General features: G+C 69.9%; 28 protein-coding genes. 10 read left to right on the forward strand and 18 right to left on the reverse strand.

Features of this window, described 5'->3' with window-relative positions; translation table 11 throughout:
• Positions 1-205: 205 nt before the first annotated feature.
• Positions 206-637 carry a cupin domain-containing protein gene (locus ABL310_RS08075; protein ID WP_349371168.1) on the forward strand — a complete coding sequence of 144 codons (432 nt, stop codon included), beginning with the start codon at positions 206-208 and terminating at the stop codon, positions 635-637.
• Positions 638-688: 51 nt separating this feature from the next.
• Here ABL310_RS08075 and ABL310_RS08080 read toward each other — a convergent pair whose 3' ends face one another.
• Positions 689-865: a hypothetical protein gene (locus tag ABL310_RS08080; RefSeq protein WP_349371169.1), complete on the reverse strand. Its 177-nt coding sequence runs from the start codon at positions 863-865 to the stop codon at positions 689-691.
• Positions 866-991: 126 nt separating this feature from the next.
• Between ABL310_RS08080 and dusA the strand changes: the two genes are divergently transcribed.
• The 4 genes from dusA (at position 992) to ABL310_RS08100 (ending at position 4,605) form a co-directional block, all read left to right on the forward strand.
• Complete coding sequence (gene dusA, locus ABL310_RS08085; RefSeq protein ID WP_349371170.1) at positions 992-1,999, forward strand: tRNA dihydrouridine(20/20a) synthase DusA; 1,008 nt, start codon at positions 992-994, stop codon at positions 1,997-1,999.
• Positions 1,996-2,457 (forward strand): PaaI family thioesterase, encoded by a 462-nt coding sequence (locus ABL310_RS08090; protein ID WP_349371171.1) that lies wholly within the window; start codon positions 1,996-1,998, stop codon positions 2,455-2,457. Before dusA ends, ABL310_RS08090 begins: the two co-directional genes overlap by 4 nt.
• A 75-nt stretch (positions 2,458-2,532) precedes the next feature.
• Positions 2,533-3,363, forward strand: a complete 831-nt coding sequence (locus ABL310_RS08095; RefSeq protein ID WP_349371172.1) for a sulfite exporter TauE/SafE family protein — start codon at positions 2,533-2,535, stop codon at positions 3,361-3,363.
• Positions 3,364-3,513: 150 nt separating this feature from the next.
• Complete coding sequence (locus ABL310_RS08100) at positions 3,514-4,605, forward strand: toll/interleukin-1 receptor domain-containing protein (RefSeq protein ID WP_349371173.1); 1,092 nt, start codon at positions 3,514-3,516, stop codon at positions 4,603-4,605.
• Between the two features lie 101 nt (positions 4,606-4,706).
• Here ABL310_RS08100 and ABL310_RS08105 read toward each other — a convergent pair whose 3' ends face one another.
• Genes ABL310_RS08105 through ABL310_RS08115 form a run of 3 tightly spaced genes read right to left on the reverse strand, consistent with a single transcriptional unit; the run spans position 4,707 to position 6,465 of the window.
• Positions 4,707-5,399: a TIGR02281 family clan AA aspartic protease gene (locus ABL310_RS08105; RefSeq protein WP_349371174.1), complete on the reverse strand. Its 693-nt coding sequence runs from the start codon at positions 5,397-5,399 to the stop codon at positions 4,707-4,709.
• Positions 5,399-5,611, reverse strand: a complete 213-nt coding sequence (locus tag ABL310_RS08110; protein ID WP_349371175.1) for a DUF1289 domain-containing protein — start codon at positions 5,609-5,611, stop codon at positions 5,399-5,401. Before ABL310_RS08110 ends, ABL310_RS08105 begins: the two co-directional genes overlap by 1 nt.
• A 14-nt stretch (positions 5,612-5,625) precedes the next feature.
• On the reverse strand, positions 5,626-6,465 hold the full coding sequence (locus tag ABL310_RS08115; RefSeq protein WP_349371176.1) for an adenosylcobinamide-GDP ribazoletransferase: 840 nt from the start codon (positions 6,463-6,465) through the stop codon (positions 5,626-5,628).
• Between the two features lie 130 nt (positions 6,466-6,595).
• Here ABL310_RS08115 and cobT point away from each other — a divergent pair, with 130 nt between their 5' ends.
• Complete coding sequence (cobT, locus tag ABL310_RS08120; protein ID WP_349371177.1) at positions 6,596-7,639, forward strand: nicotinate-nucleotide--dimethylbenzimidazole phosphoribosyltransferase; 1,044 nt, start codon at positions 6,596-6,598, stop codon at positions 7,637-7,639.
• Positions 7,640-7,678: 39 nt separating this feature from the next.
• Here cobT and ABL310_RS08125 read toward each other — a convergent pair whose 3' ends face one another.
• Entirely contained in the window at positions 7,679-9,034 is a 1,356-nt protein-coding gene (locus ABL310_RS08125) for an esterase-like activity of phytase family protein (RefSeq protein ID WP_349371178.1), read from the reverse strand.
• A 254-nt stretch (positions 9,035-9,288) separates the two neighbouring features.
• On the opposite strand from ABL310_RS08125, the gene ABL310_RS08130 reads away from it, so the two are divergent.
• Positions 9,289-10,224, forward strand: coding sequence for a phosphatase PAP2 family protein (locus ABL310_RS08130; RefSeq protein WP_349371179.1), 936 nt, complete (start codon positions 9,289-9,291; stop codon positions 10,222-10,224).
• A gap of 22 nt (positions 10,225-10,246) precedes the next feature.
• Here the strand turns inward: ABL310_RS08130 and ABL310_RS08135 are convergent, their stop codons facing one another.
• The 4 genes from ABL310_RS08135 to fumC all read right to left on the reverse strand — a co-directional run bounded on the left by ABL310_RS08135 (position 10,247) and on the right by fumC (position 13,768).
• Positions 10,247-11,761, reverse strand: coding sequence for a sensor histidine kinase (locus ABL310_RS08135; RefSeq protein WP_374730404.1), 1,515 nt, complete (start codon positions 11,759-11,761; stop codon positions 10,247-10,249).
• 85 nt (positions 11,762-11,846) lie between these two features.
• Positions 11,847-12,122, reverse strand: a complete 276-nt coding sequence (locus ABL310_RS08140) for a ribbon-helix-helix domain-containing protein (protein ID WP_349371181.1) — start codon at positions 12,120-12,122, stop codon at positions 11,847-11,849.
• Complete coding sequence (locus ABL310_RS08145) at positions 12,119-12,322, reverse strand: DUF4169 family protein (RefSeq protein WP_349371182.1); 204 nt, start codon at positions 12,320-12,322, stop codon at positions 12,119-12,121. Before ABL310_RS08145 ends, ABL310_RS08140 begins: the two co-directional genes overlap by 4 nt.
• A gap of 21 nt (positions 12,323-12,343) precedes the next feature.
• Positions 12,344-13,768 carry a class II fumarate hydratase gene (fumC, locus tag ABL310_RS08150; RefSeq protein WP_349372021.1) on the reverse strand — a complete coding sequence of 475 codons (1,425 nt, stop codon included), beginning with the start codon at positions 13,766-13,768 and terminating at the stop codon, positions 12,344-12,346.
• A gap of 114 nt (positions 13,769-13,882) precedes the next feature.
• Here fumC and ABL310_RS08155 point away from each other — a divergent pair, with 114 nt between their 5' ends.
• Complete coding sequence (locus ABL310_RS08155) at positions 13,883-15,262, forward strand: cytochrome P450 (protein ID WP_349371183.1); 1,380 nt, start codon at positions 13,883-13,885, stop codon at positions 15,260-15,262.
• Between the two features lie 4 nt (positions 15,263-15,266).
• On the opposite strand, the gene rocD is transcribed toward ABL310_RS08155, so the two are convergent.
• Both rocD and rocF read right to left on the reverse strand, forming a co-directional pair.
• On the reverse strand, positions 15,267-16,478 hold the full coding sequence (gene rocD / locus ABL310_RS08160; protein WP_349371184.1) for an ornithine--oxo-acid transaminase: 1,212 nt from the start codon (positions 16,476-16,478) through the stop codon (positions 15,267-15,269).
• An 11-nt stretch (positions 16,479-16,489) separates the two neighbouring features.
• Positions 16,490-17,464 (reverse strand): arginase, encoded by a 975-nt coding sequence (gene rocF / locus ABL310_RS08165; protein WP_349371185.1) that lies wholly within the window; start codon positions 17,462-17,464, stop codon positions 16,490-16,492.
• Between the two features lie 523 nt (positions 17,465-17,987).
• On the opposite strand from rocF, the gene ABL310_RS08170 reads away from it, so the two are divergent.
• Complete coding sequence (locus ABL310_RS08170; protein WP_349371186.1) at positions 17,988-18,413, forward strand: Lrp/AsnC family transcriptional regulator; 426 nt, start codon at positions 17,988-17,990, stop codon at positions 18,411-18,413.
• A gap of 19 nt (positions 18,414-18,432) precedes the next feature.
• Here the strand turns inward: ABL310_RS08170 and ABL310_RS08175 are convergent, their stop codons facing one another.
• The 4 genes from ABL310_RS08175 to ABL310_RS08190 all read right to left on the reverse strand — a co-directional run bounded on the left by ABL310_RS08175 (position 18,433) and on the right by ABL310_RS08190 (position 22,069).
• On the reverse strand, positions 18,433-19,074 hold the full coding sequence (locus ABL310_RS08175) for an exopolysaccharide biosynthesis protein (RefSeq protein WP_349371187.1): 642 nt from the start codon (positions 19,072-19,074) through the stop codon (positions 18,433-18,435).
• 123 nt (positions 19,075-19,197) lie between these two features.
• A protein-coding gene (locus ABL310_RS08180) for an IS630 family transposase (RefSeq protein WP_349368028.1) occupies positions 19,198-20,150 on the reverse strand; the annotation gives its coding sequence in 2 pieces (ribosomal slippage) (positions 19,198-19,808 and positions 19,808-20,150; 954 coding nt in all).
• A gap of 105 nt (positions 20,151-20,255) precedes the next feature.
• A protein-coding gene (locus ABL310_RS08185) for an IS5 family transposase (RefSeq protein ID WP_349368304.1) occupies positions 20,256-21,022 on the reverse strand; the annotation gives its coding sequence in 2 pieces (ribosomal slippage) (positions 20,256-20,713 and positions 20,713-21,022; 768 coding nt in all).
• Between the two features lie 94 nt (positions 21,023-21,116).
• A protein-coding gene (locus ABL310_RS08190; protein ID WP_349368028.1) for an IS630 family transposase occupies positions 21,117-22,069 on the reverse strand; the annotation gives its coding sequence in 2 pieces (ribosomal slippage) (positions 21,117-21,727 and positions 21,727-22,069; 954 coding nt in all).
• Between the two features lie 127 nt (positions 22,070-22,196).
• On the opposite strand from ABL310_RS08190, the gene ABL310_RS08195 reads away from it, so the two are divergent.
• Positions 22,197-23,672 (forward strand): pyruvate kinase, encoded by a 1,476-nt coding sequence (locus tag ABL310_RS08195; RefSeq protein WP_349371188.1) that lies wholly within the window; start codon positions 22,197-22,199, stop codon positions 23,670-23,672.
• A gap of 78 nt (positions 23,673-23,750) precedes the next feature.
• Here the strand turns inward: ABL310_RS08195 and ABL310_RS08200 are convergent, their stop codons facing one another.
• The 3 genes from ABL310_RS08200 to ABL310_RS08210 all read right to left on the reverse strand — a co-directional run bounded on the left by ABL310_RS08200 (position 23,751) and on the right by ABL310_RS08210 (position 25,842).
• Positions 23,751-24,968: an NADP-dependent isocitrate dehydrogenase gene (locus ABL310_RS08200; RefSeq protein ID WP_349371189.1), complete on the reverse strand. Its 1,218-nt coding sequence runs from the start codon at positions 24,966-24,968 to the stop codon at positions 23,751-23,753.
• A gap of 206 nt (positions 24,969-25,174) precedes the next feature.
• Complete coding sequence (locus tag ABL310_RS08205) at positions 25,175-25,579, reverse strand: hypothetical protein (protein ID WP_349371190.1); 405 nt, start codon at positions 25,577-25,579, stop codon at positions 25,175-25,177.
• On the reverse strand, positions 25,576-25,842 hold the full coding sequence (locus tag ABL310_RS08210; RefSeq protein WP_349371191.1) for a type II toxin-antitoxin system ParD family antitoxin: 267 nt from the start codon (positions 25,840-25,842) through the stop codon (positions 25,576-25,578). Before ABL310_RS08210 ends, ABL310_RS08205 begins: the two co-directional genes overlap by 4 nt.
• Between the last annotated feature and the right edge of the window lie 52 nt (positions 25,843-25,894).

Here is a 25,894-nt window from a genome sequence, read left to right on the forward strand (position 1 = left end):
GAACGTTGATCCCGGCGCAGGTCTCGCGCCCGGATTGAGTTCGTTTTACTCACGCTTGACATGTTATTTCCAAAAGTAGACCATTCAATCTGTGTGGTTTTTCCGCGTCGAGCAGAGGCGCGCCGAGAAGAAGCGCCACATGTCGGGGGCTGTGCGTCGGCCCTCCACGGAGGTTCGCCGACGCCGAAACGCGACGGAGACGCTCATGAAAGCCGTTCTCTCACTCGCCGCAGCGCTCGCGCTCGCCGCGTCGGGCGCGAGCCTCGCCCAGGATAGCGACACGGGCGACCTGACCACGATCGACACGCCCGCGAGCACGCTGGAGCAGATCCTCGGCCAATCTGTCGAGCTGCCCGGCGAGGCCCAGGAGGTGCGCGTGGTCGAGGCCACCCTCGAGCCGAACACCGCCGCCGCTTGGCACTCCCATCCGACGCCGGTCTACGTCTATGTAACGGAAGGCACGCTGACGATGGAGGTCGAGGGCCGCGAGCTGCGCCGCCTGACGGCGGGCGAGGCCACCGCCGAGCCGCTCGACGCGCGCATGCGCGTGCTGAACGAGGAGGACATTCCGGCGAAGGTGGTCGTGTTTCAGATCAGCCCGGCGGAGAAGGAGTTCCTGGAGACGGAGACTAAGTGAGGATAGGGGAGGGCGCGGCCGTCTCCAAAGGGAGGCGGCCGGGCTCGGCCCTCAATCGAACGTCGGCGGCTCGCGCATCGGTTCCCGGGGAGGAATCTCGAGATCCACCCCGCCGAGCGGTGCGATCCGCGCCTTGATTTTCGCGACGAGATTGCAGGCAGGCTTCGTGTCCTCGCGTTCCGGGCTGCTGTCCCCCGGATGTTGCTCGTCGATCGCGTCACTCGCCATGGACAACCTCGAAGCAAACGTGCACCCACCCACATTTACTCTCCGTCGCGGGCCGTCTTCAAGCGAGACCATACCACGGATACGCGGCCCTTGCCCCATCCCCCCGCCCCCGCTATCTCCCTCCCCATGACCCCCGAGACCCTCCGCTTCTCCGTCGCACCGATGATGGATTGGACCGACCGCCACTGCCGGGCGTTCCATCGCGTCCTGTCGCGGCGGGCGCGGCTCTATACGGAGATGGTGACCACCGGCGCCGTCATCCACGGGGACCGGGAGCGCATCCTCGGCTTCTCCCAGGCCGAGCATCCCGTCGCCGTCCAGCTCGGCGGGTCCGATCCGCGTGCGCTAGCCGAGGCGGCGCGGATCTGCGAGGGGGAGGGCTACGCGGAGGTCAACCTCAATGTCGGCTGCCCCTCCGACCGGGTGCAGGACGGGCGCTTCGGCGCCTGCCTGATGCGCGAGCCGGGGCTGGTCGCGGAGGGCGTCGCGGCGATGAAGGCCGCCGTGTCGATTCCCGTCACCGTGAAGTGCCGCATCGGCGTCGACGAGCAGGACCCCGAGGCGGCGCTCGACGCGCTCGCCGACGCCGTGGTCGCCGTAGGCGTCGATGCGCTGGTCGTGCACGCCCGCAAGGCCTGGCTGCAGGGGCTCTCGCCCAAGGAGAACCGCGACGTGCCGCCGCTCGATTACGGGCGCGTGCATCGCCTGAAGGCGCGGCTCCCGGACCTGCCGATCGCGATCAACGGCGGGATCAAGACGATAGAGGCCTGCGTCGAAGAGCTCGCCCATGTCGACGGCGTGATGCTCGGGCGCGCCGCCTACCAGGATCCGGAGATCCTCCTCCGGGTCGATCCCGTCCTCTTCGGCGAGGACGCTCCGGTCGCCGACGGCTTCGCCGCGATCGAGGCCTACGAGCCCTATGTCGCCGCGCGGCTCGCGGAGGGCGTGCGACTGTCCTCGATCACGCGCCACATGCTCGGTCTCTTCCCGGGGCGTCCCGGTGCGCGGGCCTATCGCCGGCATCTCGCCACGGAGGCGGTGCGCCCGGGCGCGGGCCTCGACACCTTGCGTGAAGCGGTCGATCACGTGCGGCGCGCGGCGTCGGACGCGTCGGGCGAGGAGCGCGCCACGTGACGACGCCCGACTTCGCCGCCACCGCCCGCCGCGTCGAGGCGAGCTTCGCGCGCCAGACGATCATGGAGACCCTTGGCGCGCGCCTCGTGCGGGTCGCGCCCGGCGAGGTGGAGATCGCGCTCGCGGTCGCGCCGCACGTAGCGCAGCAGCACGGTTTCGTCCATGCCGGCGCGGTGGCGACGATCGCCGACTCCGCCGCGGGCTACGCCGCACTCACCACCATGCCGGAGGGGCGCGGCGTCCTCACCGCCGAGTTCAAGATCAACCTGCTCAGCCCCGCCGCCGGCGAGCGGCTCGTGGCCGTCGGCCGGGTGGTGAAGGCGGGACGCACCCTTACGGTCGCGCAGGCCGAGGTCTTCGCCGAGCGGATCGGCGGCGACGAGACCACGCGCAAGCCCTGCGCGCTGCTCACGGCGACGCTCGTCGCCGTGGAGAATCGCCAAGGCGTTGTCGACTGACGCGACGGCTTGCGCCGACGGCGGGAAACCCGCATACGGCCCGTGCATTCCAGATCACCACAGGCGGGCCCCTCCATGCTCCTTGGCGTACCCCTCGGCGACCTCGCGGTGCTCGCGGTCGGCCTCCTCGTGGCGGGCGCGATCTCCGGCGTGCTCGCCGGCCTGTTCGGCGTGGGCGGCGGCGCGATCCTCGTGCCGATCCTGTTCGAGGCGTTCCGGCTGCTGGGCGTGGACGAGGAGGTGCGCATGCCGCTCGCGGTCGGCACCTCGCTCGCGATCATCATCCCGACGTCGATCCGATCCTTCCGCGGCCATTTCAAGAAGGGCGCGGTGGACATGGCCTTGCTGAAGTCGTGGGCGGTCCCGGTCGTCGTCGGCGTGCTCGTCGGCTCGGCCGTGGCGCGCTACGCCGACCCGTGGGTGTTCAAGCTCGTCTTCATCCTCATCGCCGGGATGAACGCGATCAAGCTCCTCTTCGGCAACGACACCTGGCGCGTCGCCGCCGACCTGCCGAAGGGCTGGCTGCTGCGCGCCTACGGCTCGTTCATCGGGCTCGCCTCCGCGCTGATGGGCATCGGCGGCGGGCAGATCTCGAACATGCTGATGACGCTTCACGGCCGCGGCATCCACCAGGCGGTGGCGACGTCATCCGGGCTGGGGCTGATCATCTCGATCCCCGGCGCCATCGGCTACGTCTTCGCGGGGCTGGGCAAGGAGGGCCTGCCGCCCGACGCCATCGGCTTCGTCTCCGTGCTGGGCTTCCTGCTCGTGGTGCCGACCACGCTGATCACCGCCCAGATCGGCGTGAACCTCGCCCACGCCTGGCCCAAGCGCAAGCTCGAGGTCGCCTTCGGCGTCTTCCTGGCGATCGTGTGCCTCAGGTTCGTGGTCTCGATCTTCGAGTGAGATCCTTGACGGGGTGCGGCAGTGCGCGTTGCGTCCTCCTCGTGGGCGGGAAGCTCCGGTGGTCGTCCACAACGATTGGATTACAAGCTCTTGATGTTCGACAAGCGTGAGCATATTTGAGCGTGTGACTTTCGGCTCCGAGGTACCTTGATGGGTCGCCACGTCCTTCCAGCAAAGATAGTGCCGTTTCTCAAGCGACTGCAGCTTGAATATGACGCCGCAGGCGACAGGGTGAAGCTCGAAATCATCAGGGCTTCACATTTTTTAGTTGTTGAAGAGACTGATTTCGACAATTGGAATGGTGGGACATACGGGCACGATGTTATCCTCTTTCTGCCCGAAACAATCATCAAAGCCATCAGGCTTGCAAAGCAGAAAGAGATCGAGGAGGAGATCAAGAGCGATCTAAACGCGTGTTCGAGTGGTATAGATAATGAATATTTTCGCTTTGTCAGAATCGAAATGATCGACGAACAAGATATACAGTACCAGCAGGCGATTGGATTGAGCGGTCGCCAGGTGCTTACTCCGGATTCGGTCTCATTTTGGCGGCCAAACACGATCAGGCTCTTCATAAGCCATAGGGATGGCGACAAAGCGGCCGTTCACGAACTTGCCGGATTCCTCGATGATTACGGGATTTCCTCGTTTGTCGCTCACGATCAGATTGAGCCAACACGAGAGTGGAGGGCAGAAATCGTCAGAGCTTTGCAGACGATGGAGGTGATGTTAGTATATCTTACCCCATCTTTCCATGAAAGTGTTTGGACTAATCAAGAAGTCGGTTTTGCTCTGGGAAAGGACATACCGATCATTACCCTGAAGCTCGGTGCTACCGATCCACGCGGCTTCATCGGGCATGAGCAAGCGCTGCGCGCTGCTTCTGATGCTCAAGAGACTGCGAAACGCGTCCAGCGCATCCTTGTCGACAAACTCGGTCGCCGGGAGAGAATCCAGGCTGCCTTTGTTGAGGCCTTTGCCTCCTCTCCAGATTTTGCGGAGGCGCGCGAGCGATTTGATCGATTGGTTGCAGAGGTGCCGACTCTTACAGAAGAGCAGCTACAAACAATAATCTTTGCGTTTGCCAAGAATGATCAGCTTAGCGGATCAATCTATCTAAATAATCATTATAATAGACTGAAGAATTATCTAGACAGAGCTACTGGTCGATCGTTTATGATCGATGGAAAACAAATTCGAGAGCGCAAGGCCGTCGCGTTCGACGAGGACATTCCCTTTTAGTCGCGGCAGCGTGGTCCGGTAGTGGCGATCAGCTAATGCGGGATCCGCGCAGAGACTTTTTCGCGTATCCGAGGCCGAGGGGAAGTGAAGAGTTGGAGACCTCACCGCCCCCGCAGCACCAGCTCGTCGCGGCGCACCTCGTAGCCGTCCAGGCGGTCGAGGAAGGTCATGCCGAGCAGATTCTCCGGCAGCTGGCCGGGGCGCGCCACCAGCGCCCGCACGCGGCGCTCGACGATGTCGCCGACGGCGAGCGTCTCGAGTGTGATCGGGGCGGCGAGCGTGCGGCCGTTCGCGGTGAAGACGGGGGCCGTGTAGGAGAGGTCGCCCGGCCCGTAGCCCAGGCGCTCGGCCGCCTCGGCGGTGAGGACGACGATGTTCGCCCCGGTGTCGAAGATGAAGCGCAGCTCCTCCCCGTTCGCCTCTCCCGTGAGCACGAAGGCGCCGTCGAAGCCGCGCCGCACGCTCACCTCGCCGGGCGCGCTGACCACGGCCGCCCCGGGGCGCAGCTCGGCCATCACCCGCATCGCCACCGCCTCGAGCTCGTATCGGTGGGTGTAGAGGGCGATGAGCCCGATGAAGATCACCACCCAGGAGACGAGATGCCCGATCATCGCCGTCCAGCGGCCGCGATAGCGCGCGAACAGCGAGCCGGAGATGAACAGGACGAGGGCGGTGAGGGCGGTGAGCCGCGCGAACTCCTCCGGCGGCAGGCCCATGATTTCCCGCTCGCCGTGCGTCCAGACCAGCGCCGCGAGGCCGAAGGCGAGGAGCGCGAGGCCGATCGCGCCGGGCATCAGCCGGTCTCGCGCCCGGGCGCGTCCGCGTCCTCGCCCAGGAAGGCGGCGCGCATGCGCCGGTCGAGCCCGGCCATGATGGCGCGGCGCTCCTCCTCGGAGAGGCGACCCCAGGTCGCGATCTCGGCGCGCGTGCGGCCGCAGCCTTCGCACAGGCCGGTCTCCTCGTCGATGAGGCAGACCTTGATGCAGGGAGAGGAAACGGTGCTCATGGTTCCATAGATCGTCAGCTGGGCAGGGCGATCAAGAGGCAAAGCGCGGCCGCGACCTCGGCGACCTGCTGGGCCGCGCCGGCGACGTCCCCGGTCTGGCCGCCGATGCGCGCCGCCGACCAGCGGGTGAGCGCCCAGCCGCCGAGGCCGATTCCGGCGCAGGCGGCGAGCATGCCCGCGAGCGGCAGGTCTCCCGCCCACGCGAGCACGAGCGCGACGAGCGTCCCGAGCGCGCCGGCCTGGACCAGGGTCGCCATGGGCAGCCGGCCGACGGAGGCGGAGGCGCCGTCCTTGCGCGCCGGATCGGCGAGCGCCAGCGGCATCAGGGTCGCGACCCGCGACAGGGCTGCGAGCGCGACGACGGCCGCCGCCGCGCCGGCGATCCCCGCCGCTTGCAGAATCGCCGCGAGCGCCGAGACTCGGAGAATCAGCGCGAGCCCCAGCGCCGTCGCGCCGAAGGCGCCGACCCGGCTGTCCTTCATGATCTCGAGCCGCCGCTCCCGCGTCGTGCCGCCCGCGAAGGCGTCGAAGACGTCCGCGAGGCCGTCCTCGTGCAGCGCGCCGGTGATCAGCGCCAGCACGCCGATCGCGAGCGCGGCGCAGACGAGGGGCGGCAGGCCGAGCGCGGCCGCCCCCGCCAGCACGGCCGCGCCGATCGCGCCGAGGATCGCGCCCGCGATCGGCAGCATCCGCGCCATGCGGGCGAAATCCGGCAGGGCGTGCGGGTCGGCCTCCCAGGGAAGGGCGGGGACGGGCAGGCGCGAATAGAAGCGCAGCGCCCGCGCGACGTCGCAGGCGGCGCCCGACAGCGCGCCCTCGCGCGGCGTGGAATGCTCGTCGGCGGGAGCGGTCATGCGGCGTGCGGCTCCGTCGCGGGGCGGCGGCTTCACCGCCGATCGGAATCCTCTTATAGGTCGTCGCACCACGTCTTTCACCCGGCTCGCGCGTACTGTCCACGGCCGTTCGCGCGCCACGGAGGATCCCATGACCGACACCCCCGCCGGCCCGTCCGCGGACGGATCGCCCTTCGACGACATCCGCGCGCTGATCGCCGCCATGCCCGGCCCCGACGAGGCCGCGGTCGCGGCCGTGCGCGCCCGCGACGCGGAGCTGACCAAGCCCGCCGGCTCGCTCGGGCGGCTCGAATGGCTGGCGGAATGGCTCGCGGCCTGGCAGGGCAAGACGAAGCCGACGGTGGCGCGCCCGCTCGTCGCCGTCTTCGCCGGGGCGCACGGCGTGACGAAGCGCGGCGTCTCCGCCTTCCCCGACGCGGTGAACCGGCAGATGCTGGAGAACTTCGCCGCCGGGGGCGCGGCCATCAACCAGATCTGCGCCGCCCACGGGCTCGGCTTCAAGGTCTTCGACCTCGCCCTCGACATCCCGACGAAGGACTTCACCGAGGCGCCGGCGATGAGCGAGAAGGACGCCGTCGCCACCATGGCCTTCGGCATGGAGGCGATCGCGGGGGGCGCGGATCTGCTCGGCATCGGCGAGATGGGCATCGGCAACACCACCTCCGCCGCGGCGATCTATTGCGCGCTCTACGGCGGCGAGCCCGCGCACTGGGTCGGCCGCGGCGCGGGCGTCGACGACGCGGGCCTCGCCCGCAAGATCGCCGCCATCGAGGACGCGCTCGCCCTGCATCGGGAGGCGCTGTCCGATCCGCTCGAGGTGCTGCGCCGGCTGGGTGGGCGGGAGATCTGCGCCATGGCCGGGGCGATCCTCGCCGCGCGGGCCGAGCGGGTGCCGGTCGTCGTCGACGGCTACGTCTCGACCGCCGCGGCGGCGGTGCTGCACGCTCTCGACCCGCGCGCGCTCGACCATTGCGTCGCCGGCCACCTCTCGGCGGAGGGCGCCCACCGCGAGGCGCTGGAGCGCATCGGCAAGACGCCGCTTCTCGCGCTCAACATGCGCCTCGGCGAGGGCTCGGGCGCCGCGCTCGCCATGGGCGTGATCAAGGCCGCCTGCGCCTGCCACACCGACATGGCGACCTTCGAGCAGGCGCAGGTGTCCAAGAAGCAGGGGTGACGCGGCGGCGGCCGTTCCGCCGCCGCGCCCCGTCTCGCCTTACTGCAGCAGCTCCGGCGCGCGGATCAGGACGAGCTCGTTGTCGTCCTGCACCTGCGGGCCGCGGGCGGCGGAGTAGGGGAAGTTGTTGTCGTTGCCCACGATGATCGTCTCGGCGTCGACCACGTCCACGTCCTCGATCGTCACGAATGGGAAGGTGAACACGCCCTCGACCGTGCCCTGGCGCGCCACGCCGTTCGGATCGGCGATGTCGAGGAGGTCGATATAGGCGACCTTCTCCACCGCCTCGCCCGGCGCGCCGAAATCGATGCGGTAGACGCGCTTGAACTGCGCCGGCGTGCCGAAGCAGTCGCTGCGCGGCGCGCCCTCGGGGCAGACGTCGGGGCCGACGCCCTCGCCGCCGTCACGCTCGATGACGAGCGCCGAATCCGCGTCGATCATGTTGAAGTCGCCGATGGCGTGGCCCGCCGCCTCGAGCGGGTAGAACCAGGAGCGGCCGGTCCAGGCGCCGGTCTCGGTCGAGAGCTCGAGGATGCGCAGCGCGGTGCGGCCGTCGACGGTCTCCCAGGCGTTCGTCTCGGCGTCCCAGACCGGGCCTTCGAGCAGCGGGTAGAGAACCGAGCCGTCGGGGGCGATCGCCATGCCCTCGTAGCCGCGCGAGCGGCGCACGACGAACTGCGCCGCGCCGTCCGGCGTGGCGGGGGTGAGGACGTTCGGGTGGTCGGGCGAGCGGGCGACGGCGCCGTCGATCTGCGTCTCGATCACCTGCACCACCGCGCCCGAGCGGTCGAGCTCGACGACGTAGGGACCGAACTCGTCGCCGATCCAGAAGCCGCCCTCGACCGGCTGGATCGACTCGATGTCGAAATCCGAGCCCGTGAGATAGCGGCTCTCCGTCGCCTCGTTGGCGATGCGGAAGGGCACCTGCTTGTTCGGGTCGGCGAGGAAGACGGTCTCGACCACCTCGATCGCGCCGGTCTCGAAATCAGGGCGCAGGTGGTGGAGCATCAGCATGGCGTCGGGCGAGTTCGCCTTCGAGCCGAAGCCGTTGTCCGACAGCGCCCAGTAGGTGCCGTCGCCCATCGCCTTGATGCCCGAGAGGCCCTGCAGCGGCTGGCCCTCGATCGGCAGCGCGTAGCCGGTCGGGCGCGGCGCCTCGCGGGGATGGGCGAAGGACGTGCCCTGGATCGCGCCGAGGGTCTCGGTGCGGGCGTTGCCCGGGCCGGCGAACTTGCCGGAGACGCGGAGGTCGGCCGGGGCGTCCGCCGGCGGCGTGACGACGGTCTCGGCCGGGAGGATCGCCTGGCCGACGAGCTCGGCCGGAATCTGCCGGGCGTCCTGGGCCGCGGCGGCCGTCGCGAGGGCGACGAGGGAGACGGCGAGGAGTGCGCGCATGGGTGCTCCTTGATGCTGGGGCGCTTGCATTGGCGCCGAGCGAGCTGCCCGTGGGCGGCTGCGGCGTCGGCGCGCGTCATCGCTAGTGCGGCCGCATGTCGCGCGTGTTGCGGTGCGGCGACGGTTCGGTGACGCAACGAGAGCCTTCGTTAACCAGGCCTGTGCCGGCGGGCGCCGTCGGTCCGCCGCGTTAACGGGGCGCTCGGAGGCGTACGGCTAGGCTCCGCGCAGACGCCGAAACGGGAGCTTCGTCCGTGCTCGCCACGCCCTTGCGCCTGATCACCGCGGCCATGGTCGCCGCGGCCGCCGCCTGCATTCCCCTCGCCGGGTTCGCCCTGGAGCCGGCCGGCTTCCTGAAGCTCGCCGGAACGGCGGGCGCCATGCTCGCGCTCGCCTGGTTCTACACGGTCCGGCGTCCCGATCCGCGGCTCGCGCGCACGCTCGAAGGCACGGCGCTGCTGCTCGTCCTCACCGCGGCGGGCGCCGTGATGTCCTACGCCGCCATCGCGGCGGGGCTGCCGCTGCGGGACGAGACCTACGCGGCCTGGGATCGGGCGCTGGGCTTCGACTGGGTGGCCTTCCTCGCCTTCGCCGCCGAGCGGCCGCTCCTCGCGCAGATCTTGATCGCCGCCTACCACTCGTCCCTGATCCAGATCGTCACGATCGTGCTGCTGCTCGGCCTGTCCGGGCGGCAGCTCGCGCTCGAGCGGTTCCTCACCGCCTACGCGGTCTCCGCGCTCGTCGTGATCGGCGTGTCCGGTCTCGCGCCCGCGATCGGTCCCTACGTCCATTACGCGCCGGATCCCGCGCTGATGCGCATGACGGCGGAGGCGGGCGTCTGGCACCTGACGCATTTCGAGGCGCTGCGCGCGGGCACCTTCGCCGTCTTCGACCTCGCGCAGACGGAGGGCCTCGTCACCTTCCCCTCCTTTCACACCGCGCTCGCGGTGCTGACGATCTGGGCGGCCTGGGGTGTCGCCTGGCTGCGCTGGCCCGCGCTCGCCCTCAATCTGTGCGTGATCGCCGGCACGCTGCCGGAGGGTGGGCACTATCTCGTCGACCTCGTCGGCGGCGCCGCGGCCGCGCTCCTCGCCGTCGCCGTGGCGAGCCGGACCTGCAGGCCGGCGCGGGCGCGTCAGCCGGCCACCGGGCCCGCCGCGGCGGGGATGCCTTCGTCGATGCGGATCTGAGGTCGCGCCTCGGCGCGCCGCGTCAGGCGGCGCTGCGCTTGTCCTGCGCCACGGCGGGGAGCGCGTTCATCACCCGCGAGGCGGGGAAGGTGACGATCACCTCCGTGCCCTCGCGGGGCCTCGAGCGGAGCTGAAAGCCGCCCTTGTGCAGGTCGACGAGGCCCTTGACGATGGGCAGGCCGAGCCCCGAGCCCTGCTCGGCGGTCTTGATCGCCCAGGTGCCGCGGCCGAAGCTCGACATCACGATGGGGATCTCCTCCTCGGGGATGCCGGGGCCCGTGTCCTTCACCGCGAGGTACTGGCCGCCCGACGAGGTCCAGCCGGCCTTGACCTGGATCTCGCCGCCCGGGGGCGTGAACTTGATCGCGTTCGAGAGGATGTTCAGCACGATCTGGCGCACCGCGCGCTCGTCGGCCCAGATCTGCGGCAGCGTCTCGTCGACGGTGACCTTGATCGTCTGGCCCTTGGCGCGGGCGCGCAGGTTCATCATGTGCGTGCAGTCGTCGATGACATGGCCGAGCGCGAGCGCCTCCTCGTTGAGCTCGTAGCGCCCCGCCTCGATGCGCGAGAGATCGAGGATCTCGTTGATCAGGTTGAGCAGATGCTGGCCCGAGGCGTGGATGTCGGCGGAATATTCCCGATAGCTGTCCGAGGCGTGCGGGCCGAAGATCTCCCCCTTCATCACCTCCGAGAAGCCGAGAATGGCGTTGAGCGGGGTGCGCAGCTCGTGGCTCATGGTCGCGAGGAAGCGGGACTTGGCGAGGTTCGCCTCCTCGGCGCGGCGCCGGGCCTCGTCCGAATTGGCCTTGGCCTGCTCGAGCTCGACGAAGAGCGCATCCTTCTCCGCGCGCGACAGCAGCGTCGCGACGGCGCTGCCGTAGAGGTGGCGGGCGAGGAGGACGAAGAAGATCAGCGCGCTGCCGATCATCAGCGCGAGCATCAGCGCCTGCGACCCGCCGGCGGTGAGCGGGACGATGAGCGTGACGAGGAGGAGCGGGGCGAGCCCGCAATAGACGGCGGCCGGAATGGTCGCCGAGAGCGTCGCCACCACCGCCGTGACCATCACGGCGCAGAAGAGGACGAAGATGCGCCCGTCGTCGGTGGCGTTCTGCACGAGGAGCTGGATCAGGTAGGCCCAGGAGGCGCCGTGGAGCATCTCGCCCATGGCGAAGACGCGCCGCCAGACGTCGAGACCGCGCGTCTCGGCCTGGCTGATCAGGCGCTGCGCCAGGACCAGCATCAGCGACATCGCGCACAGGACGAGGACGAGCCAAACCGCCGTGACCCGCATCGGCAGCCACGTCGTGGCCGCCCCGGCGATGGCGGCGGCGAGCACGTAGAGCGGGATCGCCGCGCCGACCCGATATTGCGCGAAGAGACGGACGAGCTCGGTCTCGAAGGCGCGCTCGAGGCCGGCGGAAGAGGTGAGCTTCTCGCGCGCGGCGCGCACGTCCTGGGCGACCCGGCGACGGCGCTTCGGATCGCCGAGGGCGCGCTCGCCCTCCTGCCTGTCGCTGTTCCCCGCCGTCTCGGTCATGAGCCCTGAACGCACGCCCCCCGCCGCGCGAGCGATTCGCGCGGCCGTACCCGCCGAAGATGCCACCGAAATCTTAACGGGGGCCTCATGCGGAGGCGGACACGCGCTCCGTTTCGGGACCGGGGGCGGCATCCCCGCGCGACAGCTCCCCGGCGCGCGCAGCCTCGAACAGGCGCACGCGAATGGCCGAGGACAGGTTCGCCGCGCCGCGCTCCGCATCGATCTCGCCGACGAGCCGTTGCACGGATACGCCCCGGGCATCGGCGAGCGCCCGCAGCGCCTCCCAGAACGGCTCTTCCAGCGAGATGCTGGTGCGGTGGCCGGCGATCGAGAGCGAGCGCTTGACGATCGCGGCGCTCACGAGGGCGCGTCCTCGTCGCCGTCGCCCGCTCGGCGATGGCCATCGATCCGCCGCGTCTCGAGCGCCTTCGCCGCCGCCTCGCGGTCGCGCTCCGCCTTGCTCCGGCCGAACGTGGCGCGGTTCTGCGCGGCCGTCTCCTCGGCCTTCTCGCGCGCCTTCGCCTTGCGGGCGCGGCGCAGGTTGACGATCTCGGCGCTCATCTCTCGCGCGTCCTCTCCGGCTCAGGTCGGCCCGATCATGGTCTCGGGGCGCACCAGGGCGTCGAACTCCTCCTCGGTGACGGCGCCCGACTTCAGCGCCTCCTCGCGGAGCGTCGTGCCGTTCCCGTGCGCGGCCTTGGCGATCGCCGCCGCGCGATCGTAGCCGATCGTCGGCGCGAGCGCGGTGACCAGCATCAGCGAGCGCTCGAGCAGGTCGGCGATGCGCTCGCGCCGCGGCTCGATGCCGACGACGCACTTGTCGGTGAAGGAGATCGCCGCGTCGGCGAGGAGGCGCACGCTCTGCAGGACGGCGTTGGCGATGACGGGCTTGAAGACGTTGAGCTCCAGATGCCCTTGCGTGCCCGCGAGCTGGACGGTCGCCGCGTTGCCCATCACCTGGGCGCAGACCATGGTCATCGCCTCCGCCTGGGTCGGGTTGACCTTGCCCGGCATGATGGACGAGCCCGGCTCGTTCTCGGGCAAGGCGATCTCGGCGAGGCCCGAGCGCGGGCCCGAGCCCAGGAGGCGCACGTCGTTGGCGATCTTGAACAGGCCGGCGGCCACCGACGACAGCGCGCCCTGGGCGAAGACCAGCGAGTCGTGCGAGGCCAGCGCCTCGAACTTGTTCGCCGCCGAGAGGAAGGGCAGGCCGGTGAGATCCGCGATCGTCATGGCGAAGCGCTCGGCGAATTCGGGATGGGCGTTCAGGCCCGTCCCCACCGCCGTGCCGCCCTGGGCGAGATCGAGGAGCGAGGGCAGCGTCGCCTCGACGCGGGCGATGCCCAGCTGCACCTGCGCCGCCCAGCCGCCGAATTCCTGGCCGAGCGTGACCGGAGTGGCGTCCTGCATGTGCGTGCGGCCGATCTTGACGATCTCGGCGTAATCGTCCGCCTTGGCGGCGAGCGCGTCGTGCAGGTGCTGCAGCGCCGGGATCAGCCGCGTCGTGATCTCCAGCACGGCGGCGACGTGCATCGCGGTGGGGAACGTGTCGTTCGAGGACTGGCCGCGATTGACGTGGTCGTTGGGGTGGACGGGCGTCTTCGCCCCGCGCGGGTGGCCCAGCGCCTCGTTGGCGCGATTGGCGATCACCTCGTTGGCGTTCATGTTGGACTGCGTGCCGGAGCCCGTCTGCCAGACGACGAGGGGGAATTCCTCGTCGAGCTTGCCCTGGGCGACGTCGGCGGCGGCGTCGGCGATGGCGTCGGCGATCTCGGCGGGCAGCTCGCCCAGCTCCTTGTTGGCCATGGCGGCGGCCTGCTTGACGAGGCCGAGCGCCCGCACCAGCGGCGTCGGCAGGCGCTCCGTGCCGATGCGGAAATTCTCGAGCGAGCGCTGCGTCTGCGCCCCCCAATAGCGCTCCGCGGGGACCTCGATCGGACCGAACGTGTCCGTCTCGTTGCGCGTCGCGGGTCCCCCCGCGTCGACCTGACCCGTCTGCGGCGACATCATGCGGCCTCCCCTCATGCGTTCGCGACACCACATGTAACGCGTGGGAGCCGCGCCGGGCACCCCCGGCCGGCGTAGAATCGCGGTCCCGAGCATCGCGCGCCAGGAGAGAGCATGGACGAGCCCGTCGTCGTCGCCCCCCGCTTCCGTCCCCCCGCGCCCATCCCGCGCCGGGCGCCGCCGGACCTGTTCTCCTTCCTGCGCCAGGCGCGCGACAACCCGCTCGCCACCTGGACCCGCGACCATTTCGAGAAGCCCGTCGTCTACGGCAAGGGCGTGCTCGGGCGCGTCCTGGTGCTGTCCGAGCCCCGCGGCATCCGCCGGGTGCTGCTCGACAACGCCGCCAACTATCGCAAGGACGAGCTCACCCGGCGCGTCATCGGGCCGGGCCTGTTCACCGCCGAGGGCGAGGACTGGCGCATGCTGCGCCGGACGCTGGCGCCGATGTTCTCGGCGCGCACCGTCGCCTCCTTCGGCGAGGCGATGGCGGCGGCGTCCCACAGGCTCGTGCGCCGCGTCGCCCGCCGCGAAGGCCGCACCCTCGACATGGCGGTGGAGACGACCCGGCTCACCCTCGACGTGCTCGAGCGCACGATCTTCACCCACGGCCTCCAGCGCGACCCCGACGCACTCGGGCGCGCCATCACGCGCCTGTTCGACGCGGTGGGGCCCATCGACCCGATGGACGTCCTCGGCATGCCGGACTGGCTGCCGCGGCTCGGCCGCATCCAGGCGCGCCCCTCCATCGCCTTTTTCGAGAAGGTGGTCTCCGAGCTGATCGCGACCCGCCGCGCCCGCGTCGAGGCGGGGGAGGCGGTGCCGCGCGACCTGCTGACGCTGCTGCTCGAGGCGCGCGACCCCGAGACGGGGCAGGGCCTCTCCGACATCGACGTCAGCGCCAACATCGTCACCTTCATCGCCGCCGGGCACGAGACGACGGCGAACCTGCTCACCTGGGCCTTCTACCTGATCTCGCAGGACGAGACCGTGCGCGCGCGGCTCGAGGCGGAGGTCGACGCGGTTCTCGGCGGCGAGCCGGTGACGGCCGAGCACGCGGCCCGGCTGCCCTACGCCAAGGCCGTGCTCGAGGAGACGATGCGGCTCTATCCGCCCGCCGCCTTCATGAGCCGCGAGGCGATCAAGGAGGACCGGATCGAGGGCCTGCGCCTGCCGGCGGGCTCGATCGTGATGATCGCGCCCTGGGTGGTGCACCGGCACAAGCTCCTGTGGGACGACCCGGATGTGTTCGATCCCGGCCGCTTCCTGTCGCCGCGGCGCGAGACGATCGACCGCTACGCCTACCTGCCCTTCGGCGCCGGCCCGCGGGTGTGCATCGGCAACACCTTCTCCATGCAGGAGGCCCTGATCGCGCTGGCGGAGACGGTCCGCCTCGTGCGCCTCGACCTCGATCCCGCACATCGGATCGAGCCGGTCCAGCGTGTCACTCTTCGCCCCCGCGGCGGTCTGCCGATGCGGGTGACGCTGCGGCGCTGACGCGTCAGCCGCAGGCGGCGAGCGCCTGCGCCATCGCCTCCACCGCGAGGTCGACCTCCTCCTCGCGGATGACGAGGGGCGGGGCGAGGCGGATCGTGTGCTCGTGCGTGTCCTTGGCGAGCACGCCGCGCTCGCGCAGGGCCTCGACCACGCGCCGCGCGCCGCCGACCTCGGGGTGCAGCTCGACCGCGAGCATCAGGCCGCGGCCGCGCACCTCGCGCACGAGGTTCGAGCGGATGGCCTCGAGCCCCGCCGTCATCCGCGCGCCCATGGCGGCGGAATTCTCGATCATCCCCTCCTCGACGAGCACCCGCAGCGCCGCGCGGGCGATGGCGCAGGCGAGCGGGTTGCCGCCGAAGGTGGAGCCGTGCTGGCCGGGCTTGAGCACGCCCAGCACCTCGGAATTCGAGAGCACCGCGGAGACCGGGTAGAACCCGCCGGACAGCGCCTTGCCGACGAGGGTGACGTCCGCCTCGATCCCCTCGTGCTCCTCGGCGAGCAGCCTGCCGGTGCGGCCGAGCCCGGTCTGGATCTCGTCGAGGACGAGCGTGACGCCGTGCGCCGTGCACAGCTCGCGCACGCGCCGGAAATAGCCTGGCGGAGGGATGATCACCCCGGCCTCGCCCTGGATCGGCTCGAGCAGCACCGCGACGGTGTTCGGGCCGATGGCGGCCTCGAGCGCGGCTTCGTCGCCGAAGGGCACGGCGACGAAGCCCGGCGCGAAGGGTCCGAAGCCGCCGCGGGCGTCGGGATCGGTGGAGAAGCCGACGATGCCGAGCGTGCGGCCGTGAAAGTTTTCGCGCGCCACCACGATCTCGGCCCGGCCTTCGGGCACGCCCTTGACCTCGTAGCCCCATTTGCGCACGGCCTTCACCGCGCTCTCCACCGCCTCCGCGCCCGAATTCATCGGCAGCACGGTGTGCGCGCCGGTGAGCGCCGCGATCTCCTCGTAGAAGAACGGCAGCTGGTCGTTGCGGAAGGCGCGCGAGGTGAGGGTGAGCTTCTCCGACTGGGCGATCATCGCCTCGCGGATCTTCGGGTGGCAATGGCCCTGGTTCACGGCGGAATAGGCGGAGAGGCAGTCGAGATAGCGCTTGCCCTCGACGTCCCAGAGCCAGACGCCCGAGCCGCGCTCGATCACGACGTCGAGCGGCTTGTAATTGTGCGCGCCGAGCCGCGTCTCGAGGGCGATCAGGTCGTTCGCGTGATGGGTCATGCGCTCCTCCGTCATGCGGCCGGCCTCAGCGGCTTGCGGTCGAGAATGGTGCGACCGAACAGGCTCGCGACGAGTTCGGTCATCAGCCGCGCGCTCTTGCCCCGCTCGTCCAGGAAGGGGTTGAGCTCGACGAGGTCGACCGAGCGCACGAGGCCGCATTCGTGGAGGAGCTCCATCACGAGATGCGCCTCGCGATAGGTCGCGCCGCCGGGCACGGTGGTGCCGACGCCCGGCGCGAGGCCGGGATCGAGGAAGTCGACGTCGAGCGAGACGTGCAGATGCGTTCTCTCCGGATCGAGGCTCGCCAGGAAGTCGCGCATCAGCGCGGCCGCGCCGAACTCGTCGATGACGCGCATGTCCGAGACGGTGACGCCCCTCGCGTCGACGATGTGCCGCTCCTGCGGATCGATGGAGCGCAGGCCGAAGAGGTGGATCTTCGTCGGGTCGAGCGGCGTGATGTCCTCCATGACGGGCGCGAGCGCCGGCTCGCCGGTGAGATAGGCGAGCGCCATGCCGTGCATGTTTCCGGACGGCGAGGTCGCCGGAGTGTTGAAGTCGGCATGGGCGTCGAGCCAGAGCACGACGAGGTCGTGGCCGCGTTCCTCGGCGATCCGCGCCGCCGCGGCGACGGAGCCCATGGACAGCGCGTGGTCGCCGCCCATGAAGACCGGCACGCCGCCGCGCTTCATCAGCGTGTAGCCGCGATCGTGCAGGGCCCGGGTCCAGCCGGCGATCTCGCGCACGTTCCGGCAGGTCTCGGCGAGGGCGTTGAGCGCCGCCTCGCCGCCGACGGGGCGGGGCGCGGGCAGGTCGCCTTCGTCTCGGACGGTATGGCCGAGGTCGCGCAGGACCTCGACGAGACCCGCGGCGCGGAAGGCGCCGGGCCCCATCGTGCAGCCGCGCAGGCCGGCGCCGTCCTCCAGCGGCACGCCGACCAGGGAAATCTCCGTACGGGCGACCTCGCTCGCCCCCAGCGCATGAACCATGTCTCGCCTCCGGCCGCACGGTCTCGCTCGTGGCGCGGCATCGGATCGGAATATGTGCGTGACCGGGGTCAACAGAAAGCCAGAGATGTGGCAATGTGGGGCGCTCGAGGGGGCATATCGTCAGTCGGTTTGCGCAATATGATTGTGTCGCCGATGCAGGCTCTCCCCTCTCGGCTCTGGCTCGTCGATGCACGCATCTCCTGCGGCGAAACCCTTTTGCGGGATGGTCGCGACCTGAAGCCTGGAGCGCCGACGGACTCCCCTCGCCCTTGTGGCGAGGGGTCGGGGGTGTGGGTCGTGCAGAACCGTCTCGACGCCGATGCCGTGCGAACCAGCAGCGTCGAGCAGGTTCTGTCACGGCTCGCGCTGCATCACGACCCACATCCGCCCCTTCGGGGGCACCTTCTCCAAGGGAGAAGGACGAGCGGCCGAGCCGCTCGCACCAGTCTCGAACGGCGTCGATTCGAGACTCGTCCAGCCACCAGGAACAGGGGAATTCCCGCCGCCCCGAACGGAGACTCGTATGGAAGGCCTCGACGATCTCGATCGTGCGCTCATCGCGCTGCTGCGCGCCGACGCACGGCTGCCGGTGGCGAGCCTGGCGCAGCGGCTTCGCGTCTCGCGCGGGACGGTGCAGAACCGCATCGACAAGCTCGTCGAGCGGCGCGTGCTCATCGGCTTCACCGTGCGGCTGCGCGCCGATGTCGAGACCGCGGCGGTGAAGGCCTTCATCACGCTGGAGGTCCGCTCCGGCGACCTGAAGCCGGTCGTAGCGCGCCTCAAGCGCCTGCCGCCGGTGACGCGGATCTACTCGACCAACGGGCGCTGGGACCTCGTCTGCGAGATCGCGACCACCGACCTCGCCGCCCTCGACGCCACCATCACCGACATCCGAGCGGTGCCCGGCGTCGCGCATTCGGAGACGAACATCTGCCTCAGCGAGCTGTGAGAGCGAGCCTGGAGGCCGCTCAGAACAGGCTCAGGATCGCCGCGACCACGGTCGTCCCGGCGAAGGCGAGGAAGCCGATCCAGACGAGCGCCACCAGCGCGCCGCCCAGCACCAGGAGCCCGTCGCGCTCGATGAGCCCGAGCGCCAGGATGGCGACGCCGATGCCCGGCACCGTGTTGGTGAGCGGCAGCGGCACGGCGATGGAGAGCGAGGCGATCAGCATCGCGACGCCCACCAGCTGGTCGAGCGGCGGGCGGGTGAGCACGACGAGCCGCGGCCGCGACAAGCGCTCGAAGCGCAGCAGCCAGGGCCGGGCGCGGGCGATCATCGCGGCGTAGTCCGCCTTGGAGAACGAGCGGGCGCGCAGGCCCTCGGGCAGCCACAGGGCCCTGCGGCCGATCACGAGCTGGGCCGCCACGAACACCATCGGGATCGAGACGACCTGCGGCACGCCGTAGAGGAAGGGGATCGCGGTCGGCAGGGCCAGCACCAGCATGACGAGCCCGAAGGTGCGCTCGCCGAGCGCGTCGATCAGCTCGCCGAGAGGAATGCGGTCGCCCGGCGTCGTCTCCGCCACGCGGGCGAGGACGTCGGAGGCGCTCTCGTGCGGATGGGCGGGATCCGCGGCGGCGGCGTCGTCGGACGGGCGGGTGTCGGTCATGCTCGGCCTCGGGGACGCGAGGAGCCGCGTCGGCGCGCTCGTAGCGGGAAGCGGCGGGGAAGTCCACCGCGGCGGCCCGCGCGCCGACATGTTCCTGTCAAGCGAGCCGGCTAGAGCAGATTCTCACCACTCGGGTTCATATCCTGCTGCGGTGAAGAAGTTCGCGCATTCCTCTGGCGGGAAGGCTTCGATGGCGTCGGCGACGGCGCTCCAGAGGGCGTCGCGCGTCCGGGCGGCGACCTTCCTGAGCAGGGCCTTCAGCTTGGCGAAGGCGTTCTCGATGGGGTTGAAGTCCGGGCTGTAGGGCGGCAGGAAGCGCAGCTCGGCTCCGGCCGCCTCGATGGCCTCGCGCACGGCGGGGGTCTTGTGGCTGGCGAGGTTGTCCATGATCACCACGTCGCCGGGGCTCAGCGTCGGAACCAGGACCTGCTGGACGTAGGCGAGGAAGCTCGCCGCGTTGATCGCGCCGTCGATCAGCATCGGCGCGTCGATCCCGCCGATCCTGAGCCCGGCCACGAAGGTCGTGGTGCGCCAATGGCCGTGAGGGATGCCGGCGCGCAGGCGCTCGCCTTCGGGGGCGCGGCCCCGCAACCGCGCCATCTTGGTGTTGAGCCAGGTCTCGTCGATGAAGATCAGCCGCTGCGGGTCGAGCTCGGGCTGCTCCTCGAACCAGGCCTCGCGGGCCGCGGCGACGTCGGCGCGGTCCTGCTCGCTGGCGTGGCCGGACTTTTTTTGAACGTCAGGCCGTGGCGGCCGAAGAAGCGGTGCACCGTCGAGGGCGCGAAGCGCTCGCCGTGCTCGCGCTCGAGCCGCTCGGCGATCTCGACGAGGGTGAGATCCGGCGCCTCCTCCACCATCGCGAGGATGACCGGGCCGAGCGCCTCGATCCGCCCGGACCGCGTGTCGCCGCCTTGCGCCCGCGGCGCGACCGAGCCCGTCTCGCGCCGAAGGTTGAACCACTTCACCGCCGCGGACGGCGCGATCCCGAAGCGGTCCGCCGCGGCCCGGCGGCTCATGCCGGCATCGACCGCAGCGAGGACGCGCTGCCTCAGATCCATCGAGAGGGGCTTCGTCATGGCGGCTGGCCTCCTCCGCCAGCCTCTACCGTGAATCACGAACTGGCCTCGAAGGGAATCCCCCGCGCGATTCCATCAGGAAGCGATCTGCTCTAGGATGCGGACTCATTTCGCGGCAAGCCAAATCCGGATCGCGGCGAGCTTGAGCGCGGCGAGGAAGTTGTCGGGCGAGCGGTCGTAGCGCGTGGCGAGGCCGCGGAAGTGCTTGATGCGATTGAAGAAGCGCTCAACGAGGTTTCGCTGGCGGTAGAGCCAGGAGCTGAACGGGAAGCTGCCCTTTCGGATCGCGCGGGGCGGGATGTTCGCCCAGGCGCCGCGTTCGGTCACCGTCGCGCGGATCGCGTTCGTGTCGTAGGCGCGGTCGGCGATCAGGATGGCGTCTTTCGCGACGAGCGGAAGGAGCTGCTCGCAGGCCGGTGCGTCGTTTGCCTGCCCTGCGGTGAGCAGGAGGCGAACCGGCCGCCCTTCCGCATCGACGAGGGCGTGGATCTTGGTCGTCAGGCCGCCGCGGGAACGTCCCATGCGACCATCTCCGGCGGCCTCCGAATCCCCCTTTTTCCCGCGGCCCCGTGCTGGTGGACGCGGACGCAGGAGCTGTCGATCATCACGATGTCGCCGTCGTAAGCCTCTGAGACGGCGTCCAGAATTCGGTCCCAGACGCCTGCTTTCCGCCATCGGACGAAGCGGTTGTAGAGCGTCGTGCGCGGGCCGTAGCGCTCGGGCACGTCGCGCCAGGGCGCACCCGTCCGGAAGCGCCAGACGATCCCGTTGATCACCCGCCTGTCGTCCACCCGGGGCACGCCGCGCACCTTGTTCGGCAGAAGCGGCTGGATGATCGCCCATTCCTCGTCGGTCAGCTCATGGCGGCGCATCGAATCCTCCCTCGATCAGGAAGGTTGAATCATCCTACGCTCGAGCGATCAAATCCGCTTTGCCGTTTATGGGGCCAGAGCCTAGAGCAGATTCTCACCACTCGGGTTCATATCCTGCTGCGGTGAAGAAGTTCGCGCATTCCTCTGGCGGGAAGGCTTCGATGGCGTCGGCGACGGCGCTCCAGAGGGCGTCGCGCGTCCGGGCGGCGACCTTCCTGAGCAGGGCCTTCAGCTTGGCGAAGGCGTTCTCGATGGGGTTGAAGTCCGGGCTGTAGGGCGGCAGGAAGCGCAGCTCGGCTCCGGCCGCCTCGATGGCCTCGCGCACGGCGGGGGTCTTGTGGCTGGCGAGGTTGTCCATGATCACCACGTCGCCGGGGCTCAGCGTCGGAACCAGGACCTGCTGGACGTAGGCGAGGAAGCTCGCCGCGTTGATCGCGCCGTCGATCAGCATCGGCGCGTCGATCCCGCCGATCCTGAGCCCGGCCACGAAGGTCGTGGTGCGCCAATGGCCGTGAGGGATGCCGGCGCGCAGGCGCTCGCCTTCGGGGGCGCGGCCCCGCAACCGCGCCATCTTGGTGTTGAGCCAGGTCTCGTCGATGAAGATCAGCCGCTGCGGGTCGAGCTCGGGCTGCTCCTCGAACCAGGCCTCGCGGGCCGCGGCGACGTCGGCGCGGTCCTGCTCGCTGGCGTGGCCGGACTTTTTTTGAACGTCAGGCCGTGGCGGCCGAAGAAGCGGTGCACCGTCGAGGGCGCGAAGCGCTCGCCGTGCTCGCGCTCGAGCCGCTCGGCGATCTCGACGAGGGTGAGATCCGGCGCCTCCTCCACCATCGCGAGGATGACCGGGCCGAGCGCCTCGATCCGCCCGGACCGCGTGTCGCCGCCTTGCGCCCGCGGCGCGACCGAGCCCGTCTCGCGCCGAAGGTTGAACCACTTCACCGCCGCGGACGGCGCGATCCCGAAGCGGTCCGCCGCGGCCCGGCGGCTCATGCCGGCATCGACCGCAGCGAGGACGCGCTGCCTCAGATCCATCGAGAGGGGCTTCGTCATGGCGGCTGGCCTCCTCCGCCAGCCTCTACCGTGAATCACGAACTGGCCTCGAAGGGAATCCCCCGCGCGATTCCATCAGGAAGCGATCTGCTCTAGAGGCGGGAAGTTCGCGTACGGGGAGAGTGTGATGGCGGCCGGGGCCGAGACGACAGCGCTGCTCGCGGAGCTCGAGGCCCTGCGCGACGAGGTCGCCGCCGAGGGCCGCCGGCGCTTCCGCGCGTCCCGTGACGATCTCGGCACGCCCGCCTTCGCTGCGGGGGCGCTGAACCTCGCGCATTACCTCGCGCTGCGGAAGCATGATCATCGCCGGCTCCAGCGCGAGCTGATGCTGCGCGGCCTCTCCTCGCTCGGGCGGCTCGAGGGCCGCGTGCTGGCGACCCTCGACGCCGCCATCGTGGCGCTCGCCGCCCTCGCGGGCGAGACGACGCGGCGCCGCGCGCCGTCGCGGCGGCAGTTCTTCCGTGGCGAGGCCCGGCTGCAGGCGGCCACGGCCGCCCTGTTCGGGTCGCCGCGCGAGACGCGCCAGGGGCGCATCCTCGTCACGCTCCCCAGCGACGCGGCGCACGACCCCGCTCTCCTCCACGCCATCGCCGCCGCCGGTGCGGACGCCGTGCGGATCAACTGCGCCCACGACGGCCCGGCGGCCTGGGAGGCGATGATCGCGCATGCCCGCGCGGCCGAGCGAGCCACCGGACGTCCGCTGAAGATCCTGATGGACATCGCCGGGCCGAAGATCCGCACCGGCGAGGTCCGCACGCCCGCCGATCGCGCCCGCATCGGCGTCGGGGACCGGCTTCTGGTCGGGCGCCGCCTCGCGCCCGACCTCGCCGCGGCCTACCCGTTCCAGGCGACCTGCACCGCGCCCGCCATCCTCGACGCCATCGGCGAGGGCGCGCGGATCTCGATCGACGACGGTCGCTTCTCGGGCGCGGTGGTGGCGCGCGCGGGCGAGGCGCTCGTCGTCGCCGTCGATCAGGCCAAGCTCGGCGGCGCGAAGCTCAGGCCGGAGAAGGGCCTCAACTTCCCCGAGACGGCGCTCGCCCTCGACCCGCTGACGGACAAGGACCGCGCGGATCTCGACTTCGTCGTGCGCCACGCCGACATGATCGGCTATTCCTTCGTCCAGACGGCAGACGACATCCGCCGGCTCCAGGGCGAGCTTTCGGCGCGCAGCGCCCGCTGGCGCGAGATCGGGATCGTGGCGAAGATCGAGACGCCGGTCGCCGTGCGCAACCTGCCCGAGATCATCGTCGCCGCCGCCGGGCGCCAGCCCTTCGCCGTGATGATCGCCCGCGGCGATCTCGCCGTGGAGATCGGCTTTTCGCGTCTCGCCGAGATGCAGGAGGAGCTGCTCTGGCTCTCGGAGGCCGCCCACGTCCCCGTGATCTGGGCGACGCAGGTGCTGGAGAAGCTCGTCAAGTCGGGGCTCCCGTCCCGCGGCGAGATGACGGACGCCGCCATGGCGGCGCGCGCCGAATGCGTAATGCTCAACAAGGGCCCCAACGTCGTCGCCGCCATCGAGGCGCTCGACGGGCTCTTCCGCCGCATGGCCGAGCACCAGTCGAAGAAGACGCCGACCCTGCGGGCGCTCAGGACCTGGTGAGGGCGGTCGACACGAAAGAAGCCCGGCCGTCGCCGGCCGGGCCCCTCGTTGTGTCGTCGCGATGCGCGCGAGCGGCGATCAGCCCGCCGCCATCGCCTTCCTCAGGTTCTCGTCGACCTTGTCGAGGAAGCCCGTCGTCGTCAGCCAGGGCTGGTCGGGGCCCACCAGCAGCGCGAGGTCCTTCGTCATGTGGCCGGCCTCGACCGTGTCGATGCAGACCGTCTCCAGCGTATCGGCGAAGCGCTTGAGGTCCTCGTTGCCGTCGAGCTTGGCGCGGTGGGCGAGGCCCCGCGTCCAGGCGAAGATCGAGGCGATGGAGTTGGTCGAGGTCTCCTTGCCCTTCTGGTGCTCGCGGTAATGGCGCGTCACCGTGCCGTGGGCGGCCTCGGCCTCCACCGTCTGCCCGTCCGGCGTCATCAGCACCGAGGTCATCAGGCCGAGCGAGCCGAAGCCCTGGGCGACCGTGTCCGACTGCACGTCGCCGTCGTAGTTCTTGCAGGCCCAGACGTAGCCGCCCGACCACTTCAGCGCCGAGGCGACCATGTCGTCGATCAGGCGGTGCTCGTAGGTGATGCCGGCCGCCTTGAACTTGTCGGCGAACTCGGCCTCGTAGACCTCCTGGAACAGGTCCTTGAAGCGCCCGTCGTAGGCCTTGAGGATGGTGTTCTTGGTCGACAGGTAGACCGGGTACTTGCGGTTGAGGCCGTAGTTCATCGAGGCGCGGGCGAAGTCGCGGATCGACTCGTCGAGATTGTACATCGCCATCGCGACGCCGGCGCCCGGGAACTGGAACACCTCCTTCTCGATGACGGTGCCGTCCTCGCCCTCGAACTTGATGGTCATGCGGCCCTTGCCGGGCACCTTGAAGTCGGTGGCGCGGTACTGGTCGCCGAAGGCGTGGCGGCCGACGATGATCGGCTGGGTCCAGCCCGGCACGAGACGGGGCACGTTCTTGGCGATGATCGGCTCGCGGAAGATCACGCCGCCGAGGATGTTGCGGATCGTGCCGTTGGGCGAGCGCCACATCTGCTTGAGGCCGAACTCCTCGACGCGCTGCTCGTCCGGCGTGATGGTGGCGCACTTCACGCCGACGCCGTGCTTCTTGATGGCGTTCGCCGCATCGACCGTGACCTGGTCGTCGGTGGCGTCACGGTGCTCGACGCCGAGGTCGTAATACTCGAGGTCGATGTCGAGGTAGGGGTGGATCAGCTTCTCCTTGATGAAGGCCCAGATGATCCGGGTCATCTCGTCGCCGTCGAGCTCCACCACGGGGTTCGCGACCTTGATCTTCGCCATCGTACGACCTCTTCGAAATCAGCGTGCGGGGCGCCGCGCGCCCCCCTTCCGCGGCGCGTCTTAACGGCTAACGCCCTGGCGGGGAAGTCCGGCTTTCGCCGGGGGCGGGCTCGATCCGGATCAGGAGCCTTCGGGCTGCGGCCGCAGACCCGAGAGCCCGATGTCGAGAAGGCCATGGCAGCTGTTGGTGCCGGGCTCGGACGTGGTCAGGATTTTCTCTTCACGCTCGCCGTCGCGGATCTCCGACGGGATGGCTGCTTCGTGCCGAGAGATCGGGCGATCCTGTTTTTCGGCTCCATGCGCTCGCGGAGAGCGCGCAGAACGATGGCGCCGTCGCTCCCGTTCGAGAGCGTCCCAGCGATGTAATACAAACAGTGCGCGCCGCCGCCGCTTCGACCGGCCGCCAATTCCAGATGAAAAGATCTGACGCCGGCCGCGAGCTCGGAACGGTCACTGGAGCCGGCCCTGTTCGGATCTGCACCGACCAGATCCAACCCCTTGTCGATAATCTCCGTGTAGGAGTCCAGCTGAATTTCGCCGAACACCGTCAGTGTCGTCGTCAGGATTTCTTCGATGTCGCGTTCAGCGGCCATCGTCAACTCGTAGCTCATCGCCCGATGTGTTTCCTTCGAACTTCATCGGCGATATCACTTACAGACCTCTTGGAGAATCTTCCTTCTTCTGCATCGGCAAGGCCGATCCCGACCTCCCTGCGGAGAATCGCGACCTTCTCGTGCTCGATAGCCTTCTCGCGTCGCAGCAGACGGAGGGCATCGCGGACCACCTCGCTCGCAGAAACGTAGCCGCCCTCGCGGATCTCGACCTCGACGAACTCGACCATGTCGTCTGGAAGGCTCACATTCATCGTAGCCATGGCAGGCCTCCTCATCCTGACGAAATTGTCCTTGTTGGCAAAAATTGTCAAC

This window comes from Salinarimonas sp., assembly GCF_040111675.1.
Classification (GTDB): domain Bacteria; phylum Pseudomonadota; class Alphaproteobacteria; order Rhizobiales; family Beijerinckiaceae; genus Salinarimonas.